The following is a 21,192-nucleotide window of genomic DNA, read 5'->3' on the forward strand; positions in this document are numbered from 1 at the left end:
TATGCAAAGATTGGACAAGGACGAGCTTGACACAACCGAGGTCAAGCCTATTTTGAGTGTTATGGAGTTTTGCCGTCGCTATCGACTGGATGATGCGGAAGAAAAGCGGCTTCGCAAGCTTTTCGGTGATTTCGCTTCTCGACATGAGCTTTTGATGAACGCCCAGCGCAAGCCGGTGTTCCGTTAATCCTCGGTAAGCTCATCCCGGAAAATCATGAACACATCATAGCGTGTGTTCTTTCCGGTGATCTGATGGGAGGGCTTTTGAAGCCCCTCCATAGGCGCCGCCCGAAGCGGCCATTTTAGAACCACTCTTTTCCGTGCAGATTGCAACGCTGCTTCCATTAGCTCCCGCTGGTCGGGATCTGCGCCCACCACCTCCCGTAGCACCCTCATTTCCTTTTTCACCAGCGCGCTGTTGTGGCGTGGAGGGTGCATCGGATCGACCACCACCACATCGGGCGACAACGTCTTGAGGAGTTCACGCGAGTCGCCGTGAAGCAACGTCATTCGGGACGCAATCGCCTCGTGGATACCGCCCGCGGCCTTCGCGCGGTCAATCCCGTCCTTTAAATGGGCGTACATTTCCGGCGACCGCTCGATCAGAGTCACATTGGCGCCAAGCGAAGCGAGCAGAAAGGCGTCGCGACCGAGACCTGCCGTTGCATCGACCACGAATGGCGTACGGCCTTTCGTGAACCCTGCAGCCTTCGGCAACGCTTGTCCGCGTCCTTCGCCAGATCTCAACCGGTGCCCGACGGCTCCTCCGACAAAATCAACAACAAAGTCTTCTGCGTCTTGTTTTGCCATGGTTCGCTCAGAAGGGCGCTGGAACGTGGAAGGTCACATGCTGACCATCCAGATGTTTGAAGCTCAGTTGTTCTGCGTGAAGTAGAAGTCGCGGTGCTGCGGAAAGAGCCTCCCCGGTGGCGTAAAACTCGTCGCCAAGGATGGGATGGCCAAGCGCCTTCATATGCACCCGCAGCTGATGCGTGCGGCCGGTAAGAGGACGCAGTTCCAGACGGGTCGCGGGTAGGGCTAGACGTTCCAGAACCCGCCACTCTGTCTGCGCGGGACGGCCTTCGGCCCAGTCCACCCGGTGCCGCGGCTTGTTGTCCGGATCGATCGCCAGTGGCAGATCGATTTCGCCACGTTCATCCTTCACCTCACCCCAGACGATCGCCTTGTAGATTTTCGTCGTCGTGCGGTTTTCGAACTGGCTTGCGATGGCGGCATGGGTTTTCTTGTTGAGCGACATCAAAACAATGCCTGACGTATCTTTGTCGAGCCGGTTGATCATCAGCGCCGATGGAAACTCTCTTTTCACGCGGGTCGCAAGGCTGTCGGCCAGGGCCGGGTCGCGCCCTGGAACCGAAAGCAGACCGCTCGGCTTGTCCAGTACCAACAGACCTTCGTCTCGGTGTATGATCGAGAGATAGGGTTCGAGCGGCGGATTGTAGATCGGGTTGAGCAATTGGCCAGACATTGAAAGCCTAATAGCATGATTTTCGCCACGTGCCAGCGTGACGCCACGCGGTCTATTCCGGGAGTGGCAGAAGGACGCGTCCGCTGGTGATGTCCTTGACCATCTGCGCGACCCGTTGCGCTTCGCCTGAGGGTACGGAGAGGCTAAGATCCGCGCCTGAGCCGGTAAATGTTTCGCTCTCGATGACCAGATGGTCGACAGACAGGAGGCGAGCCTTGACCAGCGCGAGGTCCGAAAAGCCACAACTCAGCGTCAGTTGAAAGGCGGGTATGATGGCGGATTTATCCGCGTTGCGGAGGCAGGACGCGGCGGTTCCGCCATAGGCACGAACAAGTCCGCCGCTACCGAGCAGAATGCCGCCGAACCAGCGTGTGACGACGACGGCGATGTTATCCAGTTTGTTTCCGTCGATCGCTTGGAGGATCGGCTTGCCTGCTGTGCCGGATGGTTCGCCATCATCGTTGAAACGATAGCTTTGTCCGACACGCCATGCCCAGCAATTGTGGTTGGCGGCAGGATCCGAATGGTCGGCGATGAACCGTCGTGCCGCGTCTTCATTGGCAACAGCACTTGCGGTCGCGATGAAGCGGCTCTTCTTGATGTCGTGTTCGAAAATTTCAGTTCGGGTAAGGGTGAACATGCCTTCTCAATAGCGCATATACGCACTGCGGCAAACGTTCTAAGAAAACGCAAAAGACGAAGGACAGTAGGTGGTAATGCTCAGAAAACAGATTGCGATCATTGGCGCAGGTCCAGCGGGTCTGATGGCCGCCGAAGAGCTATCCAGCTCGGATGTTGACGTGACTGTCTATGAAGCGATGCCGACCGTTGCTCGCAAGTTTCTAATGGCTGGAAAATCCGGCCTCAACATTACGCACGGCGAAGATTACGCTCGCTTCACGACGCGTTTCGGCGCCTCAGAGGCGCGGCTGAAAGGTGCGTTGGACGAGTTTACACCGCAGATGCTGCGCGATTGGGCGGAGGGGTTGGGGCAGAAGACCTTCGTCGGAACCTCCGGACGCGTTTTCCCGAATTCCATGAAGGGCTCGCCCTTGTTGCGGGCGTGGCTCAGCCGCCTCTCCGGACGCGGTGTGGCAATCAAAGTCCGCCATCGTTGGCTGGGCTTGCACAACGGTGCGCTGCTTTTCGAGACACCGGAGGGGCAAATTGATATCAAACCGGATGCAGTTCTGCTTGCGCTTGGAGGAGCAAGCTGGCCGCGGCTCGGATCAACGGGTGAGTGGGTACATGGCTTGCGAGAAGGAGGCGTGGATATCGTGGATTTCCAGCCAGCCAATTGCGGGTTCGACGTCGCCTGGAGCGAGCATTTTCGCCAGCGCTTTTCGGGAGAGCCGGTCAAATCCGTCATCACTACGTCGGATGCAGGTCGCTTTGAAGGCGAGTTCGTCATTACCCGCCATGGCGTGGAAGGCACTCTGATCTATGCTCATTCCGCCGCCTTGCGAGACAGCTTGGCGAAAGACCACCGAGCCGTGCTGACCATCGATCTGGCGCCAGGACGAACCGAGGAACGCATAGCACGGGATTTGGCGCGGGCATCCAGCAAGGACAGTTTCTCGAACAAGCTGCGGAAAAGCGTTGGGCTGTCCCCGGTCAAAGTCGCGCTGCTGCGCGAATGCGCATCACCACAGTATTTGCAGGTGAGCGTGCTTGCCCAGCTGATCAAAGCCGTTCCGCTTGTTCTTTCTGCGCCACGTCCAATCACCGAGGCGATATCGAGTGCCGGTGGGATTCGCTGGGACGGGGTCGATCAGCACTATATGCTGAAATCGTTACCCGGAATTTTCGTGGCAGGCGAGATGCTGGACTGGGAGGCAACCACCGGTGGTTACCTGTTAACGGCTTGTTTTGCCACAGGAAAAGCATCTGCAAGAGGCATGCTCCATTGGTTAGCAAACCTTCGTTAGTCACATGGTTGTCATGGCTCTTGCATCGCGCATGAAAAAAAGCTTGATAAGAGCGTTGAAACGGATAAGCGAAAGCCTGCTCCTGTTTCCTGTACTCAAGACTTGGCGTGGCAAGTCGATGTTCTTGTTGGTGAATTTGCATGACTGATATGGGTGCGTTTGCGAGTTGGCCTGTCGGCGGCGGAGAGGCTGGTGCCTTGGTGCGTGCGTTCGATTGGTCCAAAACGTCGCTTGGGCCGATCGGCGACTGGTCGCAGATACTCCGCCTGAAGGTGAACTCGGTCGTCAACTCACCCATCCCGCAGGTTTTGATGTGGGGGCCGGATCATGTGATGATCTATAATGACGGCTACATCGAAATTGCCGGAAACTATCACCCCCGCGCGCTCGGTGGCACGGTTCCCGGCATCTGGCCGGAAATCTGGGACTGGAACGAGAAAATTCTGGAGGCGGGTTTTCGCGGAGAGGTTCAGTCCTTTCGCGATCAGAAAATGGTCCTGAACCGCAACGGGGCACCGGAAGAGGTCGTCTTCGATCTTTTCTACACGCCGATTTATAACGACGCGGGCATCGTTGAAGGCGTTCTGTGCACGGTTCTGGAAAACACCGAAAAGGTGAAGACTGTTCAGGAATTGGCTGCCAGCCGCGAAGAGCTGAGCCGGCTGACAGCTGCCTTGCCGATCCTCGTTGGCTTCATCGACTTGAATTACACCTATCGTTTCGCCAACCAGGGCTATCTGGAGTGGTTTGGTCGCGCGCCTGAGGACGTCCTCGGTAAGCGCGTCGTGGACGTTGTGGGTGAGGCATTCTTTAACGAGCGCAAGCCGTTCATTCAGCGCGCCATGGCGGGCGAGCAGATCGTTTCCGACACCAGCATCCAGCGTCCGGATGGGACGCGGCATGCGGCGGAAATCCGTTATGTTCCAAGACGCGATCATCGGGGCGAGGTCGACGGTTGTTACATCCTCATCATCGACATCGAGACCAGGAAGCAGGCTGAACGGGAAATTCTCGTTAGCAATAACAGGTTCAAAGCAGCCGTCGAAGCGGTTCACGGCGTCTTGTGGACGAACAGCCCCGAAGGCCGGATGCTTGGCGAACAGCCTGCCTGGTCGCAGTTGACCGGTCAGAGCTACCACGAATATCAGGGTTTCGGCTGGGCAGAAGCGGTACACCCTGACGATCGCGAAGGTTCGATAACCAGCTGGAACAGTGCCGTCGCAGCGAAGTCGACATACGTCTGGGAACATCGTGTTCGCCGTCGTGATGGCGTCTATCGCACCTTCGCCATTCGCGGCGTGCCGATCATCAATTCGCAATGCGAGATCATCGAGTGGGTCGGTGTTCATACCGACATTACCGAGCAGCGTGCCGCTGAGGTGGCGCTGAAGGAACATGCCGCCAATCTGGAGCGCGAAATCCGTCACCGCATTCGCGCAGAAGATCAGCTTCGTCAGTTGAACGAAGGGCTTGAAGCACGCGTCGAAAAGGAAATTGCCGAACGTCGCCAGACAGAGCGTGCGCTGCAGCAGGCGCAGAAGATGGAAGCGATCGGCCAGTTGACGGGCGGTGTGGCGCACGACTTCAACAACCTGCTCCAGGTGATTGCCGGAAATCTCCAACTGCTTGCCAAGGATGTGGCTGGCAATGAGAGAGCCGAACGCCGTGTCAGCAATGCGCTTGCCGGTGTTAGTCGCGGGGCGAAGCTTGCGAGCCAGCTTCTGGCCTTCGGTCGCCGTCAAGCGCTGGAGCCACGTGTCATCAATGTCGGTCGCTTCGTTGCCGGCATGGACGATCTTCTTAGGCGCTCCCTGGGTGAAGCTATCGAGGTCGAGGTCATTACCGCAGGCGGACTGTGGAATACATATGCCGATCCGACTCAAGTCGAAAACGCCCTTTTGAACCTCGCGATCAACGCGCGCGATGCCATGGAGGGGACCGGCAAGCTGACAATCGAAGTCGGCAATGCCTCTATCGACATGGACTATGCACGCAACCATGCAGAGGTTGAGCCGGGCCAATATGTCATGCTTGCTGTCACCGACACCGGCTCCGGCATGCGACCGGAAATTCTCGACCGGGTGTTCGAACCGTTCTTTTCCACCAAGCCGGAGGGGAAGGGTACAGGCCTCGGTCTGTCGATGGTCTATGGCTTCGTCAAGCAATCCGGCGGTCACGTGAAGATTTATTCCGAACTGGGCCAGGGCACGACCGTGCGCATCTACCTGCCACGTTCGATGGCGGATGAGGACAGAGAGACAGTCGTTTACAACGGACCCGTCGTTGGGGGCTCGGAAACGGTTCTGGTCGTGGAGGATGATGACGAGGTTCGCAGCACCGTCGTGGAAATGCTGACCGATCTCGGTTACCGCGTCCTGACGGCGCGTGATGCGCAGGCTGGACTGACGGTTGCCGAAAGCGGCGTGCCGATCGATGTCATCTTTACCGACGTGGTGATGCCTGGTCCGCTGAAGAGCAGTGAGATGGCGCGCCGTGTCAAGGAACGCATGCCGCATCTCGCGATCCTGTTTACCTCCGGCTACACGGAAAACTCGATCGTTCACGGCGGCAAGCTCGACCCGGGCGTGGAGCTTCTCTCGAAGCCTTATACGCGCGAAGCGCTCGCCCGCCGGCTGCGGCATGTCATCGCCAATCAAAAGCAGAGAGCCGAATCCGGGCGCGAACGTGTGCCTGATCACGCTGTGGCCAATGAACCCATCGTCAAGGTGGAGCCGAAGGATGCACTGCGTGTTCTCTTGGTTGAGGACGACGATCTGATCCGTATGAACACGACCGATATTTTGACCGAAGGCGGCCACGCGGTGGTGGAAGCCGCGAATGCAACGCAGGCGCTCGATCTACTGGAACGGGAAGAGGTGGACATTCTGGTCACCGATCTCGGGCTGCCGGATATGGGTGGCGCAGAACTCGCCGTGCTGGTCAAGCAGCGCAAGCCGGATATTGCCGTGGTCTTCGCCACAGGGGATAATTTCTTGCCTAAGAATGCACCAGCGGGTGCGGTCCTGCTTTGCAAGCCTTACAATGAAAACGATGTGCGCTATGCCATCGGTCAGGCGATGAGCAATCCCTGACCGGCTGCTTGGGACATGGCCAGATCGCACGCATCGGTCCAAGTTCCAAGTTGCGTTGCGCCGTAGCGTCAGTAGCCGCGCTGCATGTCGACGGTGGCCGGCATGTCTCCGGTGCTCCGCCATTTGCGAATGTTCTGCGCGACGATTGCAGCTGATGAGCTTCTGTCTGTCGGTGCGGAGACGTGCGGAAGTACGGTGACGCTCGGGTGGCTCCAGAAGGGTGAGCCCTCGTCCAGAGGCTCTTTTTCGAAAACATCGAGAACGGCGTGAGCGATGTGGCCGCTCTCCAGCGATGCCAGGAGATCATCGGCAACGATCACTGCACCCCTGGCGAAATTGATGATCGATGCGCCCGGCTTCATGTGCTGCAAGCGCTCCGTACTGATGAGGCCCCGAGTCTCTGGCGTCAACGGAACAAGGCAGACCGCGATATCGCTTTTCTCCAGAAGTTCGCTCAGTCCATCATCGCCCGATACCGTCGTCACCCCTTCAAGGTTTTTCAGCGAGCGGCTCCAGCCCATGACATTGAAGCCCGCACCGTTCAGGCGTTTTGCAGCTTCGGCTCCGAGCAGGCCGAGCCCGATCAGACCGACTGTCACGTCTCTTGGATGGCGGTATTCGAGGTCTTTCCAGATCTTTTTTTCCTGCTGCTGCCGATAGCTTGGCATGCCGCGATGCAGGTAGTAGGTCCAGGCAAGGACGGCCTCACCCATGACGCGCGCGAGTTCCGGATCGGTCAGCCGCACGATGGGAGGCGCTAACGGTCCGAGTTCTGCGACGATACGTTCGACGCCTGCCCACAGGCTGTGAATCCATTTCAGTCCCGGAAGCATGGCGATGTCGGCAGGATCTGGATTGGCAACGATGGCGACTTCGGTGGCTTGACGCTGCGCCTCGTTCATCTGCCGAATGGAGACGATCTTCTCCTCCGGCATCGCCTGCAAAAGCGTATCGATCCACGTCGCCTCCTCATCATCAGCTGCACGGGAAACGTAAGCGATAAGGGAGGTCATGGAGCATCATCCTGCGTAAGATCGACTGAGCCGACGTAAGTCGGAAAAGGACTTAAAGCACGATGTGTAGATTTAAAGAAGATTGCGCGCCGTGATAGCGCCTGGAATAACAAAATGCCCGCTTGAGAGCGGGCATTTTGTTGTTAGTTCAAACTGTTTCTGGCACCGGCTTTTTAGCGTCGCCATAGTACGCCCCGAACTGTTCGTGGTAATGTTCGGAGCCGCCGGGGTCGGCATAGCGCTGAAGCTCCGTCATATCCGTCTTGTTCAGAACGATGCCGAGCGTCTTGCTGGCAATTTCCGGCTCATGGTTCATCAGGTTCTGAACCATCTGGATCGGCGTCTTACCCCATTCGGTGACGAAGACAAAGCCATCCACCTGTGAAGCGAAGGCCTTGGCATCGATCACGGGCACGACTGGGGCCAAGTCGACAATGATGTAATCGCAGGCTTCCCGAGCCGATTCCATGAATTTGCGCATGCCTGCGGATGCCAGCAACTCACTCGAATGGGCAAACTGGTTGCTGACGGAGACGGGCAAAATGCCCATCTTGGTGCGGCTATCGACCTTAACGGCCTTGGTCCATGGCACGTCGTCGAGAACGACTTCGACGAGGCCGGCGGATTGGCGTGTGGTCAGCATACGGCTGAGGCCTGGATTGCGAATATCGGCATCCACAACCAGGGTGCGCTTACCCGTCGTGGCGATGAGGCCGGCAAGGTTGAGTGCGACGACTGACTTGCCTTCATTCGGCAAGCAGGAGATCACGCCGATCACACGGCACTGACGCTCCTGGATCACCACGTCGGCCGTGAGTTTGACGTTGCGCAGCGTCTCGGTGAAGCTCGAGCGCGGGCTGTCGACTGCAAGACGCAGCATTTTCTGGAACGAGACCTGACCATTATCCTCGATATTGGCGTCGGGGATTTCAGGGGTGGCGGCACCGGTCTCGGATTTCCCTGTCTCTACACCTTTTTCGCCGATGAAAGGCAGGTAGCCAAGGAAGCGCATGCGCAGATTGTCACGCACGTCGCTGCCAGTGTGGAAGTAGCGGTCCCTGAATTCCAGCACCGCTGCCAGACCGCCACCCAGCATCAGACCAAGCACGATCGAAAGCGCCATTGTCATGGTTTTCTTCGGGCTGGAGGGCGAAGTCGGCAGGCCGGCTTCGGAGATGACGCGTGCCTTCGCAATCGGGAAAGACTGCTTCTGCGATGCTTCCTCGAAGCGGCCGAGGTAGGATTCGTAAAGCGTTTTCAGCGCAGTTGCCTGCTGTTCCAGTTCCCGGAGCTTGACCATCGTCATATTGGTCTGGGAATTCCGTCCCGCGACGCGGTCGATATTATCGCGCAGGGATTTCACGCGCGACTGCGTCACATCGTACTCGTTCTTGAAGCTGCCAGTCAGTTGTTGGAGTTCCTGGTAAATCTGTCCCGCCACATCCTTCTTCTCAGCTTCCAGCGCGACAGCCTGCGGGTGATCCTTGCCGAACTGCTGCACGACGCCGCGCTCGCGGTCAGAGATCGTGATGTAACGTTTGCGCAGATCCTGGATAACGGTATTGTCGGTATCTCGGGCCGAGACGACAGCATTATTGACGGCACCGTCCGGGCCTTGGTCGATGATCGACTTGTATTGGGTGTAACGTGCCTGGGCCGTAGCTGCGTCCGCCTGGGCGGCGATCAACTGACCGTTCAGATCGGCAAGCTGGCCTTCTGAAATCAACTCGCCACGCGAGGAGACGATGTTGTTGTCGGCCTTGTACTTTTCAACTGCAAGCGAAGCGGCCTGGGCGCGCTGGTTCAGATCCGTCAGGCGTTCCTGCAGCCAGACAGAAGCGCGTTCAGAAGCATCGAAATTGGCGTTCAATTGCTCCGTCAGATAGGAGTTGGCATACGTCTTGGCGATATTGGCGGCAAGCTGGCGGTCCGTGGAGCGGATGGAGATCGCAATGACGGAACTGCGTCCGACGCGCTCGACAGTCAGCGCCTGTTGAATGACGGCGGCCGCCTTCTCACGCTTTCCATTGCGGATCGCCTCCTCCGACGCAGGCGTATCACTCGGTGTGAGTAGATCGACCACGGACTTGACGGAAGACTTGACGATATCCACGGGGCCGGTTGGCGGGTTGACGATGGTGTCATTCTCGTCGAGCTTTGCCTTATCGACGACCGTCAGAGCCATCTCCTTTGACTTCAGAATTTCGACGGCGCTGGCAATACGGTTGTCAATGACCTGAGCCGCGGGAACGGGGCTTTCCTCTTCGGCATAACGAGACAGGCTCTCATCCAAAAGCACCTGCGTCATTGCGGTGTAAACGGGTGTTGCCAGAATGAGATAGAGCCCAGCCAGAACCATGCTTGCGACAACGCAAGCGCCGATGATGTTGGCCCGGCGCACCACGGCGGCCCATAGGCGGTCGAGGTCGATAAAGGTGTCGGAGTCCTTTGCAGGATCCGGGAAATGGCCGTTCGATCTGAAGGTTTTCTGGTTCATGGACCTACCTTGTTATTTTTAATGGGCGCAGGACGCGCGGCAGTTGCTTGCCCTCGGCTGTCCCGCTGCGTTCAGTTTCTGGCCGGCGTTGCCGAAGATAAGGCTGAAGGAAGAAACGTGTTTTTGAGTTTTTGCAGTCTGATAGAAATTGGCATGCGCAGGTGTTTGAGAGCGGCAGGATCACGAATTGCGATCCTGATCGTGTCTGTAACCGAACGTCGTTTGATGCTGTCTACCAGCAGTAGAAAATGTCTTGCCTGAACCAGACTTCTCGTTCTCTCGGCCTGCGCATCCATCGCCGCCGGCAAGAGCGTGAACTGGCGCAGGAATTCCTGATCGGCGGCGATCATCGCATCGACGTGGTGGAGTTCGAGCACGCGGGAAATGGAGCCCTGCCGGATATGATAAACATATCCAGGCATCGGTTCGATGACACAGGAGGCACCGGAGGCCAGGGCTGAGGCCAGAAGAAGGTAATCCTCGCCGATGCGCAGATCCTGGCGGAAGCGTAGGCTGTGCTCATTGAGGAAACCGCGACGGAAGATCGGCTTTATGTAGCCGAAGTTGAAGGTGGACTTGAAGAGCATGTTGGAACGGATGAAGTCTTCCAGCGTGAGGAACTTTTTGGCTTCCAGGAAGGCAGGCTCGAACATCGTCTCACGCGGGCGTCCGTCGCTGTAGACGATATCCAAATTATCAATGGCGATATCCGCATTGGCGTTCTCAGCGCGCATGATCATCTGCGCGATGCGATCCGAATAGACCATGTCGTCGGAATCGAGCACCGCGATCCAACGTCCCTGTGCAGCATCAAACCCAACATTGCGTGCGCCGCCGGGGCCTAGATTGCTGTCGAGGGCAATCAGCTTGACGCGAGGATCGCGATCGGCAACTGCTTGCACGACTGAGCGTGTGTCGTCTGGCGAACAGTCGTCGATCACCACGACCTCAAGCGAGACGTCGTCCTGCGCCAAAGCACTGTCTATGGCAGCGACAATCGTCTCGGCGGCATTGTAAGCCGCGATGACGAAGGTCACATCCGGTTGGGCTTGCAGCGCGCTCATGCAGCCTCCACGGCGCCATATTGGCGAATTTCACGAAGGCCGAAAATGCCGCTCAGCGATCCCGCATGAAGCGAAGCGCGGAGTGCTGAACGACTGCGACGAACGGGATCGAAGACGGTGAGAAGCGTGGCGGCCGCAGAGTAGGTGACCTTTGCTGCAGTCGACATGATCAGCGGCAGGCGCCTTAGCCCTGTCTTTTGCTCTGCCTGCAATCGTCCATGCGTTTGACCGGAACGGAAGCGACGTTTGGCAAGCCACATGAAGCTGGCACGGCTTTCTGGTACGGGTTCCGTCAGCAAAGCATTTTCAGCATAAGCGATACGCCCACCATCCAAGTACATAGTCGTAAAGAAGTGCGTGTCCTCTCCGCCGCTTTGTCCGAGCGACAGCGCAAAGCGGCGACCTTTGATGGCAGGGGAGACCATGCGCAAAAGCGTGTTGCAGGTGTAGCCGGTGATGATCTCCCCGTTGACCCAGACAGGCCGCGTTGAGTGGAAATCGCCGTTCCTCATCCAGCTTGGCACATCGTTACCATAAAGCGCTGTCACAGGACCAAGCACGGCATCGGCCTGCGTCTCCTCTGCTGTCTTTAGAAGTTCAGACAACCAGTTCGAAGGTGCCGTCTCGTCATCGTCAATGAAAGCCAGATAATCAGCTTCGCATTCGGAAAGGCAGGCGTTGCGGGCAATCGAGATATTGGACTTTGGGCAATGGACATAATGAATTGGGAAGGGCGCACGCTCGCGCAACGCATCGATCAGCTCGCGCGCAGATGGTTCGGCATCATTATCGGCGACGATCAGGCGCACTGATACGCCTTTAGGCACGGCGAGTCGAAACAGCGAGAGCAGTGTATCCACCACCATCGGGCGGCGATAGGTGCAGATGCCGATATCGACTTTCACAGGATTTTTGGGAGCATACGTCACGAGACAGCCTTTCCTGCAAGTGGCTGAGGCGCGGCGACAGAGCCCAGCAGCTCGCGCCAGAAACCTGTCGACCATGCCAGATGCATGGTCATTGCCGAGACGGCCGCAAGCGGGCCGTAGGGGTTCTTTTCTCCAACTGCCATCCACACCCCATAGGCCAGACATGCGGCAATCCAGAGGCAAAGTGGTACAAGCGCGATCCAATGGACGAAGCCAAAGAGGGCGAGAGCGGCACAGGGTAGGACCGCCAACGGGATCATTTGGCGGATTTTTGGTATAGTGCGGTGTTTCAGCAGGTTCTTGGCCCGACCTCGCCCATAGGCCATATACTGGCGAAAAAGTGGACCGATGCTGGCGCGCGGATAATAGGTCATGCGTGTCTTGTCAGTCATCCAGATGCGAAAGCCAGCCTTGCGCAAGCGGTGGTCCAGCTCGGCGTCTTCGTTGTGACTGAAGCTTTCATCATAGCCGCCGACCGATTTGAACGCCTCGATCCGCATCAGGGCATGGTGGCCATGATCGATCCAACGACCCTTGGCGCCCTCACGATGCTTCGAGCCGCCATTGCCGAGCTTGGAATTCTGCGCTGCCGCAGTTGCCTTCTGAAACGTGCCATGGCCAACCGTATCCATCGCAACAACGACGGAATCCGCACCCGTGGCCACGGCGTCTTCCAGCAGGCGATGGCAGTAGTCGTCAGGGTAGTCGCCATGCGCATCGATACGGATCATGTAATCATAGCCTGTTCCAAACACCTCCACGGCAAGATTGATGCCCGCGCTCTGGATGCGCTTCGGGTTGGCGAGCAGGATGACGCGCTGATCTTGCCGGGAGAAAGCGGCAACGATGTCACGGGTTCCATCCGTGCTGCCACCATCGGCAACGATGATCCGGTCCTCTGGATGATTCAACGTGCTGGAGAATTTGAGCAGAAGATCGTCGATCGTTCGTGCCTCATTGAGGCAGGGAATGACAATCAAAGTCTTCACACCGGGAATAGAGACTGATTTCATGATGTCCTCCCGCTCAAAGCCATCGAAGGAACTGCATCGACCGGCCGACCGTCGGTTCGCATGGTCAAGGATTGAAGCACGCGGACAAGCTCGCGGCAGTCATTTCGATCCGTGATCCATTGCTGCCGGTCGATTGCTGCGAGCGTTTGGAAGCTTTGGAGATAGGAGGCATCACTCAATTCGGAAAACAGCGTTTCAAGCGATGCGACATCGGCCGTCTCGAGAACATGCCCGATCTTTCGCTGCTGCAAAAAGCGCGCGGTTTCGGTGCCCGCGACCGCAATCGGCAGGGCAGCATAGAGGCCGCCTTCATAAAGTCTGTTCGGCAAGAGCCAGCTTGAGTTCTGTCCTTCTTCGAAGAAGTCGATCGCCCAGGTGAACTGGACCTCGTTGTAAATCGACGCCAGATCTTCCGGGTTCCTGTAAGGGCCATGGAAGGTAAGATGAGGCGCGCGTTCAACGAAGCCGTCGAAGTCATCGAACTCGGAATAGGCCGGGCGGCCACGCAAGACCACTTCGACCTTGCCGTCCATCTTTGCGCCGAAATCCGCCAGGATTTGGAGGGACTTGCGGCAACGCAATGCACCGAACCAGCCGATCTTCCACGGCTGGCCTGCTTGCGGCAGGCGAGGGGACGGGGCGGAAATATCCTCACCATCCAGCGCCAGGACCTTATTTTCCTGCAACAGCACGGGAAGGTTGAGACCGGAACGCGGCTTGAAGTAATTCTCCACGAATGCCGGTGAACTGGTGACGAGAAGTTTGACGTTCCGCCCAAGCGCCCGCTGAACCCCATTCAGCAACTTGCCGGCCAACCCTTCGTTCAAAAGAAGCCTGTGGATGTCGAGACACTCATAAACGACCGGAACATCCGCGCCGAAATGGCTTACTGCGCGCCGGGCGAGTGCTAGCATTTCCAGATTGCGGGCTATGATCACGTCCGGCTTTTTTACCGGCGCCAATTTGGCTGGAAGCGTGAGGCTCGCTTTTGCCACGCAGACCATCCTCTGGGCAAAGCGGCCATCGGCCGTTCGTCCGAGATCAAGCGGGACAAGGCCATCGACCTCTGCGAGCCCATTGTCCGCGCGTCTGAACCCCGCGAGGCTGACGGCCGCACCGCCCGCCTGCAACGTCATAACGCGGCGACGTATGGCAGGGTCTGCCAAATCATGCGCAAAATAGAGAATGTGGGTCATGTCCGATCCGTTCATCTTCGTCTGACTTTCGGCAGCCTGCATCAGTTGGTCTGGCAAGCGACGGATTCAGGAAACTGGCACTTGTCGCCGAGCGCGGTGAAGGCGAAGCGATCGACCTGCATTGTCACGGGACCGGAATAGTCGAACTTGCCCATCCAGCTTTTCAGTGTGTCTGTACCCCACAGGCTGAAGAAGATTTTCTGGGCATTCTGCGGGATCTTCGATGGGTCGGTAACCTCATGAACCATCTTGCCGTTTACATAGTAGCGCAGCCGCTGCGGCTCCCAGACGAAGGCGTAATCGTTGAAGGCCTTGTCGGCGCCACCCGGCACATCCACCAGCTTTTCGTTGCCGCCCTTTGCCGAGATATACTGGTTTAGCTGGACCTGATTGCTGTTTTTGCCCAAAATCTCCATGTCGATCTCGTCATGCGGCTTCTTGTCGGTGGGCCCGATATAGGTAAAGAAGGCCGAATTCAGGCCTGGACCCGGTGCCGTCTTGATCCGCGCTTCGTAGGTGCCATAGCGATAACGGCCCTTTGTCTGGATTTCTCCGCAGGAATAGTTGCGGTCTCCAGCCTCTTCGTTGCTGAAGCCTAGCTGCAGATGTCCACCTTCAAAGGCCACCAGCTTCTTGGACCACGTGCAGTTCTGGTGCGGACCATTGTTCCAGCCATCAGAGACGTACCAGAAGGAGCGGTCCATACTGTCGAAATTTTCGACGAAGGATTTGCCGTTGTCCTCCTGAGAAAGGGCGGGTGATGGACCGAAGGTAAGGGCAATCATTGCGGCGGCCATGATGCGCGACTGAGAGAGGGCGGGGTAGGTCATGGGTTACCTCCGTCGTTGTGAATAGGCGGGATTGGCAGAAGACTGGCTGGCGGCGATAGGTTCCGCCGCGTCGTGTTGGGAAACAGGTCTGGGCTTGCCACTGCGACTGCCGGTGAGAACCGCATAGAGTGCGGGCAGCCTGGCGCGGACCTGCGCATTGCTGACGATCAGCAGCAGGAAGGTCAAAGCCACTGCGCCAATGTAGAAGGCGGGGTAGAAGTCCAGGTCACCCTTGTTCCACACCATCCAGAGGATGACGAGGAGCGGATAATGAGCGCAGAAAATCCAGAAGCTCAGGCTTCCGGTTTGCGACAGACGCTGGCCGAAACGGTTCTGCACAAGCAGGGACGAGGCAACCCAGAAACCGAGGACGCCAAAGACCGCGAGTAGATTACGCATGAGGTTGAGACCGAAATTGAATTCAGGACCGGTCCAATAAAGCGCGGTGGCAAGTGCTGCGGCGACGACGAGCGTGATCGCCGTCAATGGCTTGGCGTAAGGGTCGAACATCTTCAGGTCGATCTTGTGGAGTGCTAGCGCGATACCGAGCGTAAAGCTGAAGAGGATCGATTTCTTCTGCACGATCAGCAGGCTGAGGTCCGGGATCGCCGTCAGTAGCAACAGGATCGCGAGTGTCGGCAGAGCAAAGCGACGAACAAGCAGGGCCAACAGGGGCGATAGCAAAATACAGACGAAGAGATCGCGCAGGAAATAGAGCGGCACGTTGACGGGCAGTTCTTCCACGGCCACACCATGGCTCAGCATTTCACGCGGGCTGGCATTCCACAGATCGGGGAAATACCCAACGCCGACACCTGCGCGCTGGAGAAGCATGACCGCGATAAAGAGGCCTCCATTCCATAAAAGGAACGGCAGAAGCACAGTTTTGGACTTGGACTTGATCGTCGCCGGATAGTTGAACGCGCTCCAGCCCCGCCGAAACAGCAGGTAACCGGAGATAGCACTCAGGCACGGCACGCCGATGCGGAACAGGGCGTCGCCAAGGAACACCCGGAACCAGTCGAAAAATCCGTAAAGACCCAGAAACGGACTCGTTTCCGGATCGTGGGGCACGTGCACGAACACGATGCCGGATATCAAAATTATGCGCATCAAATTGATACGGGAAGATAGGTTCTGATCAACAGTCACATCAGTTACCCTAGTTGGGCGGTGTCTCCCCTCACCGCGTTTCACACAGAGCGAACTTGAAGCCCGTGCGCAAAAGACTGGTTTTCAGTTGAGGGCAAAATGTGGCAGCGCAAGAAAATCGTGCCGCAAGATATCAGGGGTAAATGTCTGGATGCTGTTTTTCTAAAATAGAAATTCTATTTAAACAGTTGATTTTATTGCTTTTATTTCTAGGCCCCTGTCGGGACGAGGCGATCTTGGCCGATCGGACAACAGTCGGATGTAATGCTGCATCGCAAAATAACACTGCGATGCACCTTGTTTGATCGGCCGCATTTGAAACAGAATGGGTTTGATGACAAGTGCGGGTCTTTATCAGCCCGTGACCGGAGCCGGTGCCCCTTGGTGTTTTCGCGATCGCACGAGACCCATGATCTTTTGCAGGAGCGCGCGTTCTGTCAGCAGGATCAGCACGCCGTAAATGACGCCCCCGGCGACGGCGCCGACCAGCACCTGCATGTAGGCATGCGGCAGCGCGTTATCTGTCCACTGCAGAATGTAGCGCACCGCTAGCGCCATGACGAATGCCGAGATCATTGGCCGGCTGCTGACGTAGAGTCCGGAGAAGAAGGGCGTTTCGCTCGCTTTGAACACGGCCCAGGAATAGGCGATGAGCGTTGCCGCATTGACGATGCAAAGCCAGATCATTGCGTCGATGAGCGAGCCGTAGACCGCTGCGGCCCAGACTGCGGCGGTGGTCACGACGGCACGGATGGTGGCGGACCAGAACAAAACGCGTCCATAGCCGGCACCCTTCAGATAGGGGATGAAGGTGCTGCAGGGGGTGAGGATGGCTTTCGACAGGGCAAGCAGTCCCAGCACCGGCCAGGCATAAGCCCAGTTCTGGCCGAAGATCACCAGCATCGCCGGTTCTGCGACAGCCCAAAGGCCGAACATCATCGGTGCGAGGATGACGGTCAGCACCTGCGTGCTGAACATCAGTGCCTCGCGCCGCCGCTGCCGGTCGTCCATCATGCGGCTGAAGGCCGGAAAGAGAACGCCCATGACGGCAGAGAGCACGACCTGGTTGGGGATGCTGGCAAAACGATTGGAGGCGGAGTAGGCGCCGGCGTCGGCAAGCCCAAGATAGCGGGCGATGATCACCATCGGCGACTGGAATGTGACGAAGTTGGCGATCTCCGACCCCATCAGGCCGGAGCTGAAGCCCAGTAGCGGGATCAGTCGCTTCGGCTTCATGACGAGGCGCGGGGTGTAACGCGACACGGCGTAGAGACCGACCAGCCGAATCAGTGCCGCGGCGAAAAGCTGGATGATAAGAGCCCAGACCCCAAAGCCCGCGAAGGCCAGCACGACGGCGAGGATCGCTGCTGCACTCTCCGACGTCATGCTCCAGATGGCGTCCTTACTGAAATTCATCCGCCGCGCCAGGAGCGAGTAAGCCACATCTCCGGCCAATTGCAGCGGAATGAGAAAGGCCATGATGCGCAACAGATAAGCACTTTCCACAGCGCCCAGCAGTCCGCCGAAGAACTCTGCGCCGAAGTAGAGAATGGCCGCCATGGTGCAGGAAATTGCCAGATTGGCCCAGAAGACGGTATGGATCGTATCCATGTCCTCTTCTTTTTCCACAATCAGAGCGGAAGTCAGCCCTGCGCCTGCAATCATCGTCAGAAACTGCACGACGGTCAATCCGACAGCCACGACACCGAACTCTTCCGGTGTGAGCAAACGTGCAAGAATCGGGACTGTGACAAATTTAAGCCCGAATGTGCCTGTCTTTGATAGCACGCTCCAGCCGACATTGGCCGTAATGGTTTTGACGCTTGGGGCTGGAGGCATGGGTCCATCCTGTGTCTGGAGGCCGGCGAAATTCTTCGAGCCGGCGGGAGGTTTGCCACTCATCGGGGCCGTAAGTCTACGGCGGGCCCGACACTTCTTGATGAAACAAGGGGCGAAACAATGGCGAAATTTACAGTCGTTATTCCGTACTACCAGAAGACACATGGCATACTCGGTCGAGCGCTCGCATCGGTTTTTTCTCAAACATGCCAGGATTTCGATCTCGTCATTGTCGACGACGAATCACCTTATCCCATTGAAAATGAACTGGCAGAGCTGCCCGAAGAGCAGAAGAACCGCATCAAGGTCGTGAAGCAGGCGAACGGCGGTCCAGGTGGCGCGCGCAACACGGGGCTCGATCATGTCCCCGCCGAAACGCGATATGTGGCCTTTCTTGATTCGGATGACATCTGGACGCCGGAGCATCTGAAAAATGCCGAACTCAGCCTCGATCAATTCGAAGGCGAGTGCTACTGGGCGTCGATGCAGGCAAGCGACGAGTTCTATTATCACTTCGCCATGTCGGAGCTGGAAAAGAACGAGGGTGCCGCCCGCTTGAGCGAATCACCGCGTGTCATCGAGCTGCCGGATCTTGCCAGCGTCATGTTGCGCAACTGGAGCTTCCTGCACTTGTCCTGCATGGTCATCCGCAGACCGCTGTTTGAAAAGATCCGCTTTGATCCCGCACTTCGACTGGCGGCAGAGGACGTTCTTTTCTTCTGCGACTGCATCCTCGCGTCCAAGCGCACGCTTCTTTGTGACGATGCCGGAGCAGCGCGTGGCATGGGCGTCAACATCTTCCACAGCATCGACAACACTTCCCCGGAATTTTTGCGCCAGCAGTTCAACACCTGGGTCGCGCTCGACACCTTGCAAAGCCGCTTCTCGAAGCGTCCCGCCGATGTCGCATCTATCGCGTCTTACAAGAACACGGCGCGCAGGCAGGCGCTCTGGAGCCAGGCTGGCAATTTGAAGCGTCGCAAGGCGCCTGAGCTTGGCCTTCTGTTTAAATGGATGATGCGTGATCCCGCGATTTTACGCGCAGCCTTCGAACTTGGGGCCGGCAAGATCGTCCGTTCTAAGTGATCGTCCCTTTACTGGCCGTCATTCGGGCCGTTTTTCTTTCAGGAGAAATCCATGAAACCTTACCATTGGGAATCCCATCACGGGAATTTCGGCGACGACCTCAATCTCTGGCTCTGGGATTTCCTGCTCCCAGGGCTTCGTGATGTTCATCCAGACGTTCTGCTTGTTGGTGTCGGCACCGTTCTCAACGATGTGCTGTTCCCACCCGGCCAGCGCAAGCTGGTGATTGGCAGCGGATACGGCTATGGGGCCGTGCCCGATACATCGAATGCCGATCTCTGGGATATCCGGTGTGTACGAGGCGAGATGACTGCTGCCAAACTTGGCCTGCCGGCTGAAAAAGGCATCGTCGATCCGGCCGTGATGGTGACGGAGATGCCGGAATTCCAGAACCTGCAGAAGATCTACAAGAAGACCTTCGTTCCCCATTGGGAATCAGCAGAATTCGGGATGTGGGAAACCTTATGCGAACCGGCTGGTCTCACCTATCTCGATCCGAGAGGCGAAGCAAAATCCGTTATCAAGCAGATCGCGCAGTCTGAAATGATCGTGGCCGAATCCATGCATGGCGCGATTCTCGCCGATGCGTTCCGCGTTCCGTGGGTCGCGGTCAGTACCTCGCAATCGATCAACAGCTTCAAGTGGAGCGACTGGGCAGGCAGCGTCGGTGTAGCCTACGAGCCCCGTTACATTCCGGTTTCGACCCGCGCGGAGGCGGCGAAGAAGGGTTCGAAGTTCTGGGGCATGAGCTTTCCGCCACCACCACCGCCGGTCATAGTCGAGCGCACGCCTTCTCCGTTGCATGACGATGGCGACGTGCTGGTCCGTGCGGAAACCCAGAGACCGCTGCGCAAGTTGGCGAAGCAGGTTCTCGCCGCTCCCTCGGTTCTGGCGCTATGGCAGGCAAGCCGGGCAGAGCCACGCTTGAGCCCGGACGGGCGGCTGGACGAACGCAAAGAGCGCTTTCAGGCGGTCCTGGAAACAGTCAAGCGAGACTACTTCTAAAACGAACACGCCGCTTTTTCCTTCAGGAAGGAAGCGGCGTTCCTTTCAGCAGATAGCGGATATCGGCCGGCTGCGCGGGCTTCTTGCGGAAGCGCGCCGTTTTGTCGTGCCAGATTCCATTGGTGATGGCAGGTACGGCGGGGAGGCGTCGCAGCGCGTGAACCATAGCGCCACTTAAGCCGCGATCTGACTTGGCATCGAGGAAATCGCGGAGCTCGAATTTTTCCCGAATGTGCCGCTCGTGCTCCTTCAGTACCGATTGTTCCCTTGGCGAGAGAGTGTAGTCGGCGAGAATTTTGCGATCGGCCTCATAGAGCAGCCTGAGATCCTGCGTGCTGTGTCGGCCACTCAAGGAATTGCCGCGCACGATGGCACCGTAGCCGCAATTGCGGATGACCTTGTAGCGCGCTCCTGAGGCCAGTGCCCTGACGTAAAGCTCGTAGTCTTCGCCAAGCCGCAAGGCTTCGTCGTAGCGAAGCCCGTGCTGTTCAAGAAAAGAGCGCCGAATGACAGGTTTTAGAAAGCCGGTCTCGCCGCGCTCGATGCCTCTTGCAGAGATATTTCCTTGCACGAATTCTGTGAGTGTCAGGAAGTGATGCTGAGGCGCAAATCTCCGCGGGACGATGTTGGCAGCTGCGGGCGAGCCTTGTTGAATGAAGGCGATGTTGTCGGCAACCAAATCCCAATCATCCTCCACCACCATTGCGGCGAAGCGTCCTTGGAAGAAGAAGTCGTCTGCATCCAGGATGCTGATCAGCGGTGCCGAAGAAATGCCGATTGCGTGATTGCGTGCAGCGGAGGGGCCGCGATTGGAATCGAAACGCTCGACAACCAGACGTCCAGTTCCGTCGTCGCAGTCTCTCGCAACCTTGGAGGTTTCGTCGGTCGACGCGTCGTCTATGACGACAACTTCTGAGACTTCCGGCTCCACCAGCGCTGATCGGATCGCATCAGCGATCGTCGATGACGCGTTTCGAGCCGCAATGATGACGCAGATGGATTGTGAGCCCATGACTTTGCTCCCCTTCTTCAGCATTCGGCAAAATTACTGAAGAGAAAACA

The 21,192-nt window shown here is 57.5% G+C and carries 18 protein-coding genes; 5 read left to right on the forward strand and 13 right to left on the reverse strand.

Annotated features, from left to right (window positions below; translation table 11 throughout):
• Nucleotide 1 precedes the first annotated feature (1 nt).
• The gene (locus tag WKI41_RS00575; RefSeq protein ID WP_340191594.1) at nt 2-187 is read left to right on the forward strand and encodes a hypothetical protein; all 186 of its coding nucleotides are present in this window, start codon (nt 2-4) and stop codon (nt 185-187) included.
• On the opposite strand, the gene WKI41_RS00580 is transcribed toward WKI41_RS00575, so the two are convergent.
• The 3 genes from WKI41_RS00580 to WKI41_RS00590 are packed head-to-tail and all read right to left on the reverse strand — an operon-like array spanning nt 184 to nt 2,126.
• On the reverse strand, nt 184-810 hold the full coding sequence (locus WKI41_RS00580) for a class I SAM-dependent methyltransferase (RefSeq protein WP_340191595.1): 627 nt from the start codon (nt 808-810) through the stop codon (nt 184-186). The genes WKI41_RS00575 and WKI41_RS00580 overlap by 4 nt on opposite strands.
• A gap of 7 nt (nt 811-817) precedes the next feature.
• The gene (locus tag WKI41_RS00585; RefSeq protein WP_340191596.1) at nt 818-1,486 is read right to left on the reverse strand and encodes a pseudouridine synthase; all 669 of its coding nucleotides are present in this window, start codon (nt 1,484-1,486) and stop codon (nt 818-820) included.
• 52 nt (nt 1,487-1,538) lie between these two features.
• The gene (locus WKI41_RS00590; RefSeq protein ID WP_340191597.1) at nt 1,539-2,126 is read right to left on the reverse strand and encodes an IMPACT family protein; all 588 of its coding nucleotides are present in this window, start codon (nt 2,124-2,126) and stop codon (nt 1,539-1,541) included.
• A gap of 76 nt (nt 2,127-2,202) precedes the next feature.
• On the opposite strand from WKI41_RS00590, the gene WKI41_RS00595 reads away from it, so the two are divergent.
• Complete coding sequence (locus tag WKI41_RS00595) at nt 2,203-3,414, forward strand: TIGR03862 family flavoprotein (protein WP_340191598.1); 1,212 nt, start codon at nt 2,203-2,205, stop codon at nt 3,412-3,414.
• Nucleotides 3,415-3,554: 140 nt separating this feature from the next.
• Nucleotides 3,555-6,506, forward strand: a complete 2,952-nt coding sequence (locus WKI41_RS00600; protein ID WP_340191599.1) for a hybrid sensor histidine kinase/response regulator — start codon at nt 3,555-3,557, stop codon at nt 6,504-6,506.
• A 68-nt stretch (nt 6,507-6,574) separates the two neighbouring features.
• On the opposite strand, the gene WKI41_RS00605 is transcribed toward WKI41_RS00600, so the two are convergent.
• The 9 genes from WKI41_RS00605 to WKI41_RS00645 form a co-directional block, all read right to left on the reverse strand.
• Nucleotides 6,575-7,519, reverse strand: coding sequence for a 2-hydroxyacid dehydrogenase (locus WKI41_RS00605; RefSeq protein WP_340191600.1), 945 nt, complete (start codon nt 7,517-7,519; stop codon nt 6,575-6,577).
• Between the two features lie 148 nt (nt 7,520-7,667).
• Entirely contained in the window at nt 7,668-10,016 is a 2,349-nt protein-coding gene (locus WKI41_RS00610) for a Wzz/FepE/Etk N-terminal domain-containing protein (RefSeq protein ID WP_340191601.1), read from the reverse strand.
• Between the two features lie 71 nt (nt 10,017-10,087).
• The gene (locus tag WKI41_RS00615) at nt 10,088-11,080 is read right to left on the reverse strand and encodes a glycosyltransferase family 2 protein (protein WP_340191602.1); all 993 of its coding nucleotides are present in this window, start codon (nt 11,078-11,080) and stop codon (nt 10,088-10,090) included.
• Entirely contained in the window at nt 11,077-12,009 is a 933-nt protein-coding gene (locus tag WKI41_RS00620) for a glycosyltransferase (protein ID WP_340191603.1), read from the reverse strand. The genes WKI41_RS00615 and WKI41_RS00620 overlap by 4 nt, the downstream gene beginning before the upstream one ends.
• A complete protein-coding gene (locus tag WKI41_RS00625; protein ID WP_340191604.1) occupies nt 12,006-13,022 on the reverse strand; it encodes a glycosyltransferase family 2 protein in 1,017 nt (338 codons plus the stop codon). Before WKI41_RS00625 ends, WKI41_RS00620 begins: the two co-directional genes overlap by 4 nt.
• Nucleotides 13,019-14,218, reverse strand: a complete 1,200-nt coding sequence (locus WKI41_RS00630) for a glycosyl transferase family 1 (protein WP_340192284.1) — start codon at nt 14,216-14,218, stop codon at nt 13,019-13,021. The genes WKI41_RS00625 and WKI41_RS00630 overlap by 4 nt, the downstream gene beginning before the upstream one ends.
• Before the next feature lie 41 nt (nt 14,219-14,259).
• Nucleotides 14,260-15,003, reverse strand: coding sequence for a glycoside hydrolase family 16 protein (locus WKI41_RS00635; RefSeq protein WP_425340976.1), 744 nt, complete (start codon nt 15,001-15,003; stop codon nt 14,260-14,262).
• 48 nt (nt 15,004-15,051) lie between these two features.
• Nucleotides 15,052-16,200 (reverse strand): acyltransferase family protein, encoded by a 1,149-nt coding sequence (locus WKI41_RS00640; RefSeq protein ID WP_340191606.1) that lies wholly within the window; start codon nt 16,198-16,200, stop codon nt 15,052-15,054.
• Between the two features lie 354 nt (nt 16,201-16,554).
• Nucleotides 16,555-18,039, reverse strand: a complete 1,485-nt coding sequence (locus tag WKI41_RS00645; protein ID WP_340191607.1) for a lipopolysaccharide biosynthesis protein — start codon at nt 18,037-18,039, stop codon at nt 16,555-16,557.
• Between the two features lie 120 nt (nt 18,040-18,159).
• Between WKI41_RS00645 and WKI41_RS00650 the strand changes: the two genes are divergently transcribed.
• Complete coding sequence (locus WKI41_RS00650) at nt 18,160-19,125, forward strand: glycosyltransferase family 2 protein (protein WP_340191608.1); 966 nt, start codon at nt 18,160-18,162, stop codon at nt 19,123-19,125.
• Between the two features lie 51 nt (nt 19,126-19,176).
• Nucleotides 19,177-20,130 carry a polysaccharide pyruvyl transferase family protein gene (locus WKI41_RS00655; RefSeq protein ID WP_340191609.1) on the forward strand — a complete coding sequence of 318 codons (954 nt, stop codon included), beginning with the start codon at nt 19,177-19,179 and terminating at the stop codon, nt 20,128-20,130.
• Nucleotides 20,131-20,152: 22 nt separating this feature from the next.
• Here the strand turns inward: WKI41_RS00655 and WKI41_RS00660 are convergent, their stop codons facing one another.
• A complete protein-coding gene (locus tag WKI41_RS00660; protein ID WP_340191610.1) occupies nt 20,153-21,142 on the reverse strand; it encodes a glycosyltransferase family 2 protein in 990 nt (329 codons plus the stop codon).
• Between the last annotated feature and the right edge of the window lie 50 nt (nt 21,143-21,192).

This window comes from Agrobacterium larrymoorei (assembly GCF_037722385.1).
In the GTDB taxonomy this organism is placed as follows: Bacteria; Pseudomonadota; Alphaproteobacteria; order Rhizobiales; family Rhizobiaceae; genus Agrobacterium; species Agrobacterium larrymoorei_C.

Excerpts from the sequence above, each read along its gene's own strand:
- WKI41_RS00650 (WP_340191608.1), top strand. The coding sequence starts at position 18,160 with ATGGCGAAATTTACAGTCGTTATTCCGTACTACCAGAAGACACATGGC.
- WKI41_RS00625 (WP_340191604.1), bottom strand. The coding sequence starts at position 13,022 with ATGAAATCAGTCTCTATTCCCGGTGTGAAGACTTTGATTGTCATTCCC.
- WKI41_RS00660 (WP_340191610.1), bottom strand. The coding sequence starts at position 21,142 with ATGGGCTCACAATCCATCTGCGTCATCATTGCGGCTCGAAACGCGTCA.
- WKI41_RS00600 (WP_340191599.1), top strand. The coding sequence starts at position 3,555 with ATGACTGATATGGGTGCGTTTGCGAGTTGGCCTGTCGGCGGCGGAGAG.
- WKI41_RS00590 (WP_340191597.1), bottom strand. The coding sequence starts at position 2,126 with ATGTTCACCCTTACCCGAACTGAAATTTTCGAACACGACATCAAGAAG.
- WKI41_RS00575 (WP_340191594.1), top strand. The coding sequence starts at position 2 with ATGCAAAGATTGGACAAGGACGAGCTTGACACAACCGAGGTCAAGCCT.
- WKI41_RS00610 (WP_340191601.1), bottom strand. The coding sequence starts at position 10,016 with ATGAACCAGAAAACCTTCAGATCGAACGGCCATTTCCCGGATCCTGCA.
- WKI41_RS00630 (WP_340192284.1), bottom strand. The coding sequence starts at position 14,218 with ATGACCCACATTCTCTATTTTGCGCATGATTTGGCAGACCCTGCCATA.
- WKI41_RS00655 (WP_340191609.1), top strand. The coding sequence starts at position 19,177 with ATGAAACCTTACCATTGGGAATCCCATCACGGGAATTTCGGCGACGAC.
- WKI41_RS00635 (WP_425340976.1), bottom strand. The coding sequence starts at position 15,003 with ATGATTGCCCTTACCTTCGGTCCATCACCCGCCCTTTCTCAGGAGGAC.
- WKI41_RS00605 (WP_340191600.1), bottom strand. The coding sequence starts at position 7,519 with ATGACCTCCCTTATCGCTTACGTTTCCCGTGCAGCTGATGATGAGGAG.
- WKI41_RS00615 (WP_340191602.1), bottom strand. The coding sequence starts at position 11,080 with ATGAGCGCGCTGCAAGCCCAACCGGATGTGACCTTCGTCATCGCGGCT.
- WKI41_RS00595 (WP_340191598.1), top strand. The coding sequence starts at position 2,203 with ATGCTCAGAAAACAGATTGCGATCATTGGCGCAGGTCCAGCGGGTCTG.
- WKI41_RS00580 (WP_340191595.1), bottom strand. The coding sequence starts at position 810 with ATGGCAAAACAAGACGCAGAAGACTTTGTTGTTGATTTTGTCGGAGGA.
- WKI41_RS00585 (WP_340191596.1), bottom strand. The coding sequence starts at position 1,486 with ATGTCTGGCCAATTGCTCAACCCGATCTACAATCCGCCGCTCGAACCC.
- WKI41_RS00645 (WP_340191607.1), bottom strand. The coding sequence starts at position 18,039 with ATGCCTCCAGCCCCAAGCGTCAAAACCATTACGGCCAATGTCGGCTGG.